Here is a 7,924-nt window from a genome sequence, read left to right on the forward strand (position 1 = left end):
TGCCGGAATCCTCCTCTAAGAAATAACCATCCCCCTTTGTGAATATTTTTTACATTCGCATTCCGGCTGAACCTACTGTATTCAGTGTACGGAATGATTATAACACAAATAATTTTTTTTTTAAATCTCCCGGGAGATTATTTGTAGATTTTTTTGCAAATATATAAAAATTCTAATAACTTATGAGAAAATTTCTCTTTTTGCACCTTTTTTATTGCAAAAGTTACACAAAAAAGAAGGTGTTTTCTCTGAAACACCTTCTTTTTCTTCAACCATGCATTGTCAATACAGTTTTTTTTGCCGTTCCAGCCACTTTTGAGCCGCCTGGGCCAGCTGTTCCGGATTATTTTCCAGCATCCGGTCCTGGACCCGCCGGAGGAGCACCGGCATCAGCTCCTTCAACTGGTCCGGGCGGGCCCCCAGGGTCAGAGCGTCCTTCCCGGAAAAGTCCAGATCGGAGGTGTGGACGGGCATGAGATAGGCCATCTTCACCAACCGTTTTCCGTACATCTGGGCATGGATCACGTCATTCTGGGCCGCATTGGTGGCGGCCACATCCGCCACGCACACGGCCGTAAGCTGTTTGAAGGCTTCCGCCATCTCCTTGTTTACCCGGAAATGGCCGCTGCGGGCCTCCTTCCGGAGCCAGTGCCAGGTCTTGCTGTCCTCCTGGGCGCTGATGAACCCGAAGTGCATGTGGTTCTTCACCAGCCAGGCCACCCGGTCCACCACCTCCCGGGGCAGCTGGAGCCGTTCCAGGATCTGCCGGGCCAGGGCGGCGCCCACCACTTCATGGCCGTGGTCGCAGGGCTGTCCTTCTTTGTTGATGCCCCGGACCCCTTCCAGGCCCTTGGCCACGTCATGGAGCAGGATTCCCCATCCCACTTCCAGGCTCCGGTCCCCTTTGTCCAGGGCCACTGCCGTGTGCTTCCACACATCATAGGGATGGAACTGGGGGTTCTGGCCTAATCCCACCAGATGGATCAGTTCCGGCAGGATGGGCACCGTTTCATACTGGCCTTTCCGCCGGACCCGGCAGCTCTCCGCCGCCAGTCCGCTTTTCACCATCAGGTCCATGCCTTCTCCCGCATAGGTCCCCATGAGCAGCTTGTTCAATTCTGTCCGCACCCGCTCCAGAGACAGTCCCGGCACCTTCTTCAGGTTCCGGCCCATGGCAGGCAGGATGGAAGGATCCGGAGCAAAGCCCAGCTGTCCCACGAACCGGCAGGCCCGGAACATCCGCAGGGCATCTTCCGAGAACCGCCGGTCCGGATCCCCCACAGTGCGGAGAACCCGGCCCCGCAGATCATCCAGCCCCTGGAAGCAGTCGGTGATGTGTCCGTTCTGGTCCACCGCCAGGGCATTGATGGTGAAATCCCGCCGGCTCAGATCCTCTTCCAGAGTCCTGCAGTACCAGACTTCCGCCGGCCGGTGGGCGTCAGCGCTGCCGTAGGTTTCATTCCGGTAGGCGGCCACTTCCACCCCGTGGCGCTCCACCCGGAGGATCACCACCCCGAAGTTCTGTCCCAGCTCACTGACCACCGGGATCCCCGCATCTTCCGCGGTCCGGAGGATCTGTTCCGGCCGGGCGTTGGTGACCACGTCATAATCGTCCGGGACCCGGCTCAGGAGCATGTCCCGGACAGCGCCTCCCACCACATGGGCTTCGAACCCATGGGACTGGAGCACATCCATAACGGTTTTCACATAGGATGGAATCGTCAGTTTCATTCCCGGTCACCCTCTCTTCCTGTCCCTTCCTGGTCTGCGGTCAGAAGGGTAAACACCCCGATTTCCAGGGATGGGTCGCTGGCCAGCTTCAGGGTGCAGTGGAATTCCCGTTCCATGTCCCCCAACCCCTGCTGGCGCAGCCAGCCGTATACCACAGGATGGACGGTAAGCAGCAGGCTGTGGCTCATCTTTCCCTGGAGGAACAGGCTCCGGAGCCGCCGGCGGATCTCCACATAGACGGTTTCCGGAGCTTCCACCCGGCCGCTGCCTCCGCACATGGGGCAGGTGGTGTACAGGATGCTGGACAGATTCTTCCGGGCCTTCATCCGGGTCATTTCCACCAGGTTCAGATGGGTCAGGTCGATGACCTTTGGCTTCATTTTGTCCCAGGCGAATTCTTTCTTCAGGATCTGGAGGATCTCCCCCTGTTCCTCTTCCCGGTCCATGTCGATGAAATCCGCCACGATGATGCCTCCGATGTCCCGGAGCCGGAGCTGCCGGGCGATTTCCCGGGCTGCTTCCCGGTTGGTGGCCATACTGGTGGCATCCCGGTCCGCTCCCGTGGAGAATTTCCCGCTGTTCACGTCGATGACGGTCATGGCTTCCGTATAGTCGAAGACCAGGTAGCCGCCCCCCGGCAGCCACACCACCCGGTCGGAAAGGCTTTCGATATCCTCATCCAGCCGGTAGAAGGTGAACAGGTCTTCTTTCCCCTTGTACAGCTTCACCTGGATCTGGGGCAGCCCCATGTCCCGGAGCATTTCCTGGAGCCGCTGACAGGTCTTCTCATCGTCCACGATGATCCGTTCCACCCGGTCCGTCACATAATCCCGGACCAGCCGGATGGCCAGGTCCAGTTCCCGGTACAGCAGCTGGGGTCCCCGGCCCACTTTGCTCCGGCGGACCAGCACCTCCCAGTTCCGGAGCAGCTGTTCCAGATCGGCCCGGATCTCGCTTTCCTCTGCATGGGCTGCTGCCGTCCGGAGCACCAGTCCCATATTTTCCGGCAGCAGCTCCCGGGCCCATTCCCGGAGCTCCTTCCGCTTGGTTTTGCAGCTGATCTTCCGGGACAGGCTCACCCGGCTGCCGTAGGGTTCCAGCACCACATACCGGCCGGGAAGGGTGATCTCCCGGGTCACCGCCGGACCCTTGTTCCCCCTGGCGTCCTTCACCACCTGGACCAAAAGCATCTGGCCTTCGGAGAGCTTTTCTCCCTTTTTCAGGGTCAGGAACCCGTTCTTCCCGGTGTTCAGGTCCACAAAGGCTGCCTGGATCCCGGGCACCACATTGCACACCCGGGCCCGGTACACATTGCCCACCAGGTTGTCGTTACTGCTCCGCTCCACCGCATAATCCCGGAGCCGGTCCTCTTCCACGGTGCCCATCCTGGTTTCTTCCGGACGGACACTGACAAAGATCGTATTCATGGCAGCCCTCAGCCTTCCCCGATCAGGGGAACCTTCCGGCCGGCTTCATCCCGGCTGTAAAGATCCACCCGGCGGATATCCGCCTGGACCACGGTGAGAGGGACCTGGAACTGGTCCTCCAGCACCTGGAGGAATTCCGACGCCTTCATGCTGCCGGTGGGGGTGATCCGGATATCAAAGGACAGGTCCAGGATTCCCTCCTGCCACCGGGCCTCCACCTGGGGAATGAAGTATTTCACATCGATGGTCTTGGGTTTCCCCTTGCCTTTTTTGTGGGTCTTGGTGTAGGGAACTTCCGGCGCAGCGGCAAAGGCGGCCAGCTGGGCAGAAGGATCGGCGGCACAGGGGACCTTCACCTGGTAGGAGGCACCCTGGGCCCGGGCCATGAGCTTGGGAGCCTTGTCATCGGTCAGGTCCCCCCGGACAATGTGGATGCCCATGGGCAGGGCCCGGGCGATCTTGTCCAGCAGCTCCTCCAGGGGCCGTTCTTCCGCCAGGCGGATTTCCGCAAACTCGCAGGAGCTGGTGACTCCCACGCTGAGGGCGGAGGCCAGGGAAAACTTCATATGGGGGTTGAACCCTTCCGAATAGGCCACCGGGATCCCGGACCGACGGAGGGCCTTTTCGATGCTCCTCTGGTATTCCAGATGGGAGATGAACCGGATCCCCGGTTCCTTGGTGATCTGCAGCCGCAGTTTCATACTTCTCCCTCCTTCCAGTCGATGATCTTCACGCCCAGTTTCTGGCAGACCCCGCAGCCGGTGCAGGTATCCCGGCGGCAGTCATGAGTCAGGGCCGCCTCCTGGGCTTTTTCGTATTCACTCCACAGGAACTGTCGGCTCACCCCGCAGCTGGTGTGTTCCCAAGGGAAGATTTCCTCTTTCCCCCGGGGCCGGCTGTTGTAGAAATCCGGGGTCAGGCCTGCATCGGCAATGGCCTGGGCCCACCGGTCATAATCGAAGAATTCCGTCCAGCTGTCGAATTTGGCGCCCCTCTGCCAGGCCAGGTAAATGGCCTTTCCCAGCCGCCGGTCTCCCCGGGCCAGGACCCCTTCCATCAGGCTGGTCCGGGAATCATGGTACTGAAAGTGGATGTTCTTCAGATTGGCAAAGGCGTTCTTCAGCAGCATGTGCTTCCGGTCAAATTCCCCCTTGGTGTTCTGGCCCACCCACTGGAAGGGGGTGTAGGGCTTGGGCACGAAGTTGGACACGCTGACAGTGACTTTGGCCCCCATGTGGCCGGTAACTTCCTTGTACTTCCACTGGACCTTCTGGGCCAGTTTGGCAATGGCCAGCACGTCTTCGTCCGTTTCCGTAGGCAGACCGATCATGAAGTACAGCTTCACCTGGGACCAGCCGTTTTCAAAGGCGGCCCCCACCGCGTTCATGAGATTTTCTTCCGTGACCCCTTTGTTGATCACATCCCGCATCCGCTGGCTCCCGGCTTCCGGAGCAAAGGTCAGGCCGCTTTTCCGCACCGCTTGGACTTCCTGGGCCAGCTTCACGGAGAAGCTGTCGATCCGCAGGGAAGGCAGGGACACGCTGACCCGGTCCTTCCGGAAATCTCCCAGCAGTTCCCGGATGAGAGGTTCCAGATGGGAATAATCCGCGGTGCTCAGGGAGAACAGGGAGATTTCGTTGTAGCCGGTGGCAGGTACCAGCTGTTTGGCCAGCTCCATCACCGTTTCCGGTTTCCGTTCCCGGACCGGCCGATAGATGATCCCGGCGTTGCAGAACCGGCAGCCCCGGCTGCAGCCCCGGAACAGTTCCAGCATGATCCGGTCGTGGACCGTGTCACTGTAGGGCACAATGGGATGGGTGGGGAAATCCAGCCCGTCCAGGTCCTGTTCCACCCGTTTGTACACCACTTCCGGCGCCGTGGGCTCCAGAGGCTTTTTCCCGGTAATAGTGCCGTCGGGACCGTAGGTGATTTCATAGAAAGAAGGTACGTAGACCCCCTGGATCCGGGACACCCGGCGCAGGAAGCCAAGCCGGCCCCCGGGTTTGCCTTCCCGCTTCCAGTCCCGGTACAGCAGGGTCACTTCCTGGATGATCTTTTCCCCGTCTCCCAGCATGCAGAAGTCCAGGAAATCCGCCAGGGGTTCACTGTTGAACACGCAGCAGCCCCCGGCACATACAAAGGGATCCTCCAGGGTCCGGTCTTTGGCCAGGATGGGCACCCCGCCCAGGTCCAGCATGTTCAGGATGTTGGAATAGGACATTTCATACAGAAGGGTGAACCCCAGCAGGTCGAAATCCTTCAAAGGCCGGGTGTTTTCCAGGCTGGAGAGCACCAGCCCCCGTTCCCGCATTTTGGCTTCCATGTCCACCCAGGGGGCAAAGGCCCGCTCTGCCGCCACTTTGGGCAGCTTGTTGAGGATTTCGTAGAGGATCTTGTAGCCCAGATAGCTCATGCCGATTTCGTAGGTATCCGGGAAGGCCAGACAGAAGGAAACCTCCGTTTCCTCTTCCGGCTTTACGATGCTGCCGAATTCCATGCCGGTGTACCGGGCGGGTTTTTCCACAGCACTGAGTATGTCGATGGGTAAGTCTTTTCGCATAATATCTCCTTAATGAAAACGCAGGGTCTGGTGATGGGCATTGATGTTCAGCAGCAGGGTCACCATGAGCATATTGGTGGTAAGAGAGCTGACCCCGTAGCTCATGAAAGGCAGGGGCACCCCCGTGACCGGCATAATGCCGCTGGTCATCCCCACATTGACCAGGATGTGGAACAGGAACATAGAGACCACTCCCACGGCCAGCAGGGTTCCAAAATCATCGGACGCATGGAGGGCAATGGAAAGGCCCCGGTAGATCACCACCCCGTAGAGCAGCAGGATAATGGTAGTGCCGATGAAGCCGAATTCCTCCCCGGCCACTGCGAAGATAAAGTCCGTATGGTTTTCCGGCAGGAAGTTCAGCTGGCTCTGGGTACCGGCAAAAAGCCCCTTGCCGGCAAAAAGCCCGGAACCGATGGCAATCATGGACTGGATCACGTGATAGCCGCTGCCGTAGGGTTCCAGTCCCGGGTTCAGGAACACCCGGATCCGGTTCCGCTGGTACTCGTGGAGCATTTTCCACACCAGAGGCGCCGAAGCCAGTCCCAGGCCTCCCATGATCAGGAAATACCGGATCCGGAAGCCGCAGACGATCATGGTGCCCAGGAGGATGGCCAGAAACACCAGGGAAGTCCCCAGGTCCGGCTGCTTCATAACGAACAGGAAGGGCAGCAGCACATAGCCGAACACCGGCAGCCAGCTTCGGAAATCCGTCAAAAGGGGCAGCCGGTCGTCCACAAAGGAGGACAGGCTGATGATCATAATGGCTTTGGCAAACTCACTGGGCTGGATGCTGATGGGCCCCAGCTGGAGCCAGCGCTGGGCTCCCAGGGCGCTTTTCCCCACCAGCATCACCGCCAGCAGCATGAGGATGTTGAAGATGTACAGAGGCCGGGCCAGGCTCTTCAGGATCCGGTAGTCGAACCGCATGAGGAAGACCCCCAGCACCAGGTTGATGGCCGCAAAGCTCAGCTGGCGCAGGACGAAGCTGTACCGTCTGGGCCCGGGGATGTTGGCATGGGTGGCACTGCCGATGAGCACCACCCCGATGGCGATCAGCAGCAGGACGCTGATCAGCAGGGGTTTGTCGATATTCCGAAAATATTTTTTCAACGAAAAATGCCAGCGCATGGTTTCTCCTTATTTCTTGCTGCCCTGCCGCCGCACCCGGGGATCGGTGAACACGTATTCCAGGATGCTCTTGACAATGGGGGCTGCGGAAATGGTGCCGTAGCTGCCCTGTTCCACAATGCACACCACCACCAGCTGGGGCTTCTTGGCCGGGGCATAGGCGATGAACCAGCCGTGTTCCAGTCCGTGGGGGTTTTCGGCGGTACCGGTTTTCCCGGCCACCGGCACCGGCAGGTTCTTCAGGAAGGCGGCAGTGCCCCCTTCTTCCGTTACGGCTTCCAGGCCGTCCTGGATCAGCTTCAGGGTGGATTCAGAAATGGGCAGTTTCCCCTCTTCCTCCGGCTCGAAGGTCTTGGCCACGCTGCCGTCGTCATTGAGGATCTTGCTTACCAGATGGGGCTTATACCGTTTCCCGTCGGTGGCCACGGCACTGAGCATTTCCGCCACCTGGATGGGGGTGGCCAGGGTGAAGCCCTGACCGATGGCAGTGTTGAAGGTATCCCCCAGGTACCATTCGTCATCAAAGACCTTCTTCTTGTATTCCGGGGTGGCGATGAGTCCCTGGGCCTCCCCGTGGAGGTCGATGCCCGTGGTCTGGCCGAAGCCGAATTCCCGGGCGTATTTGTCCAGCAGGTCGATGCCCACCCGGTTCCCCATTTCGTAGAAGTACACGTTGTCGGAAGCGGCCAGGGCCCGTTTGAAGTTGATGTACCCCAGGGCTTCCCCTCCGGCGTTCCGCATGTCGATGAGCCAGTGGCGGCCGGAGTCGTAGATCAGTTCATCCGGGGTCACTTTCTTTTCTTCCAGGGCCGCGGACCCGGTGACGATCTTGAAGGTGGATCCGGGAGGATATTCCCCGGCGATGACCTTGTCGGTCATGGGATGGAAGGGATCCGTATTCAGGTATTTCCAGTTCTTTTCGCTGATCCCGTTGACAAACCAGTTGGGATCGAATCCGGGACGGGACACCAGGGCCTTCACTTCCCCGTTGTTGGGATCCAGGGCCACCACGGCGCAGCCCCGGGCCCCGATGGCCTTCAGCTGCCGGTCCACCGCCTCTTCGGCGATCCGCTGG

6 protein-coding genes are annotated in these 7,924 nt (G+C 59.6%); all 6 read right to left on the reverse strand.

All coding sequences use genetic code 11. The features are described 5' to 3' along the window. Positions 1–282: 282 nt before the first annotated feature. Positions 283–1,731 (reverse strand): CCA tRNA nucleotidyltransferase, encoded by a 1,449-nt coding sequence (locus QVO43_RS06190; RefSeq protein WP_022487678.1) that lies wholly within the window; start codon positions 1,729–1,731, stop codon positions 283–285. Beyond that, on the reverse strand, positions 1,728–3,158 hold the full coding sequence (locus QVO43_RS06195) for an Rne/Rng family ribonuclease (protein ID WP_022487679.1): 1,431 nt from the start codon (positions 3,156–3,158) through the stop codon (positions 1,728–1,730). Before QVO43_RS06195 ends, QVO43_RS06190 begins: the two co-directional genes overlap by 4 nt. Positions 3,159–3,166: 8 nt before the next feature. Continuing rightward, positions 3,167–3,859, reverse strand: a complete 693-nt coding sequence (locus tag QVO43_RS06200) for a TIGR03936 family radical SAM-associated protein (RefSeq protein WP_022487680.1) — start codon at positions 3,857–3,859, stop codon at positions 3,167–3,169. Continuing rightward, complete coding sequence (locus QVO43_RS06205) at positions 3,856–5,718, reverse strand: TIGR03960 family B12-binding radical SAM protein (RefSeq protein WP_022487681.1); 1,863 nt, start codon at positions 5,716–5,718, stop codon at positions 3,856–3,858. Before QVO43_RS06205 ends, QVO43_RS06200 begins: the two co-directional genes overlap by 4 nt. 9 nt (positions 5,719–5,727) lie before the next feature. Next, the gene (gene rodA, locus QVO43_RS06210; RefSeq protein WP_022487682.1) at positions 5,728–6,849 is read right to left on the reverse strand and encodes a rod shape-determining protein RodA; all 1,122 of its coding nucleotides are present in this window, start codon (positions 6,847–6,849) and stop codon (positions 5,728–5,730) included. A gap of 9 nt (positions 6,850–6,858) precedes the next feature. Continuing rightward, on the reverse strand, positions 6,859–7,924 hold a 1,066-nt coding region (locus tag QVO43_RS06215; RefSeq protein WP_288174638.1), incomplete at its 5' end, for a penicillin-binding transpeptidase domain-containing protein.

The organism is Acidaminococcus sp. CAG:542, from assembly GCF_000437815.1.
In the GTDB taxonomy this organism is placed as follows: domain Bacteria; phylum Bacillota; class Negativicutes; order Acidaminococcales; family Acidaminococcaceae; genus Acidaminococcus.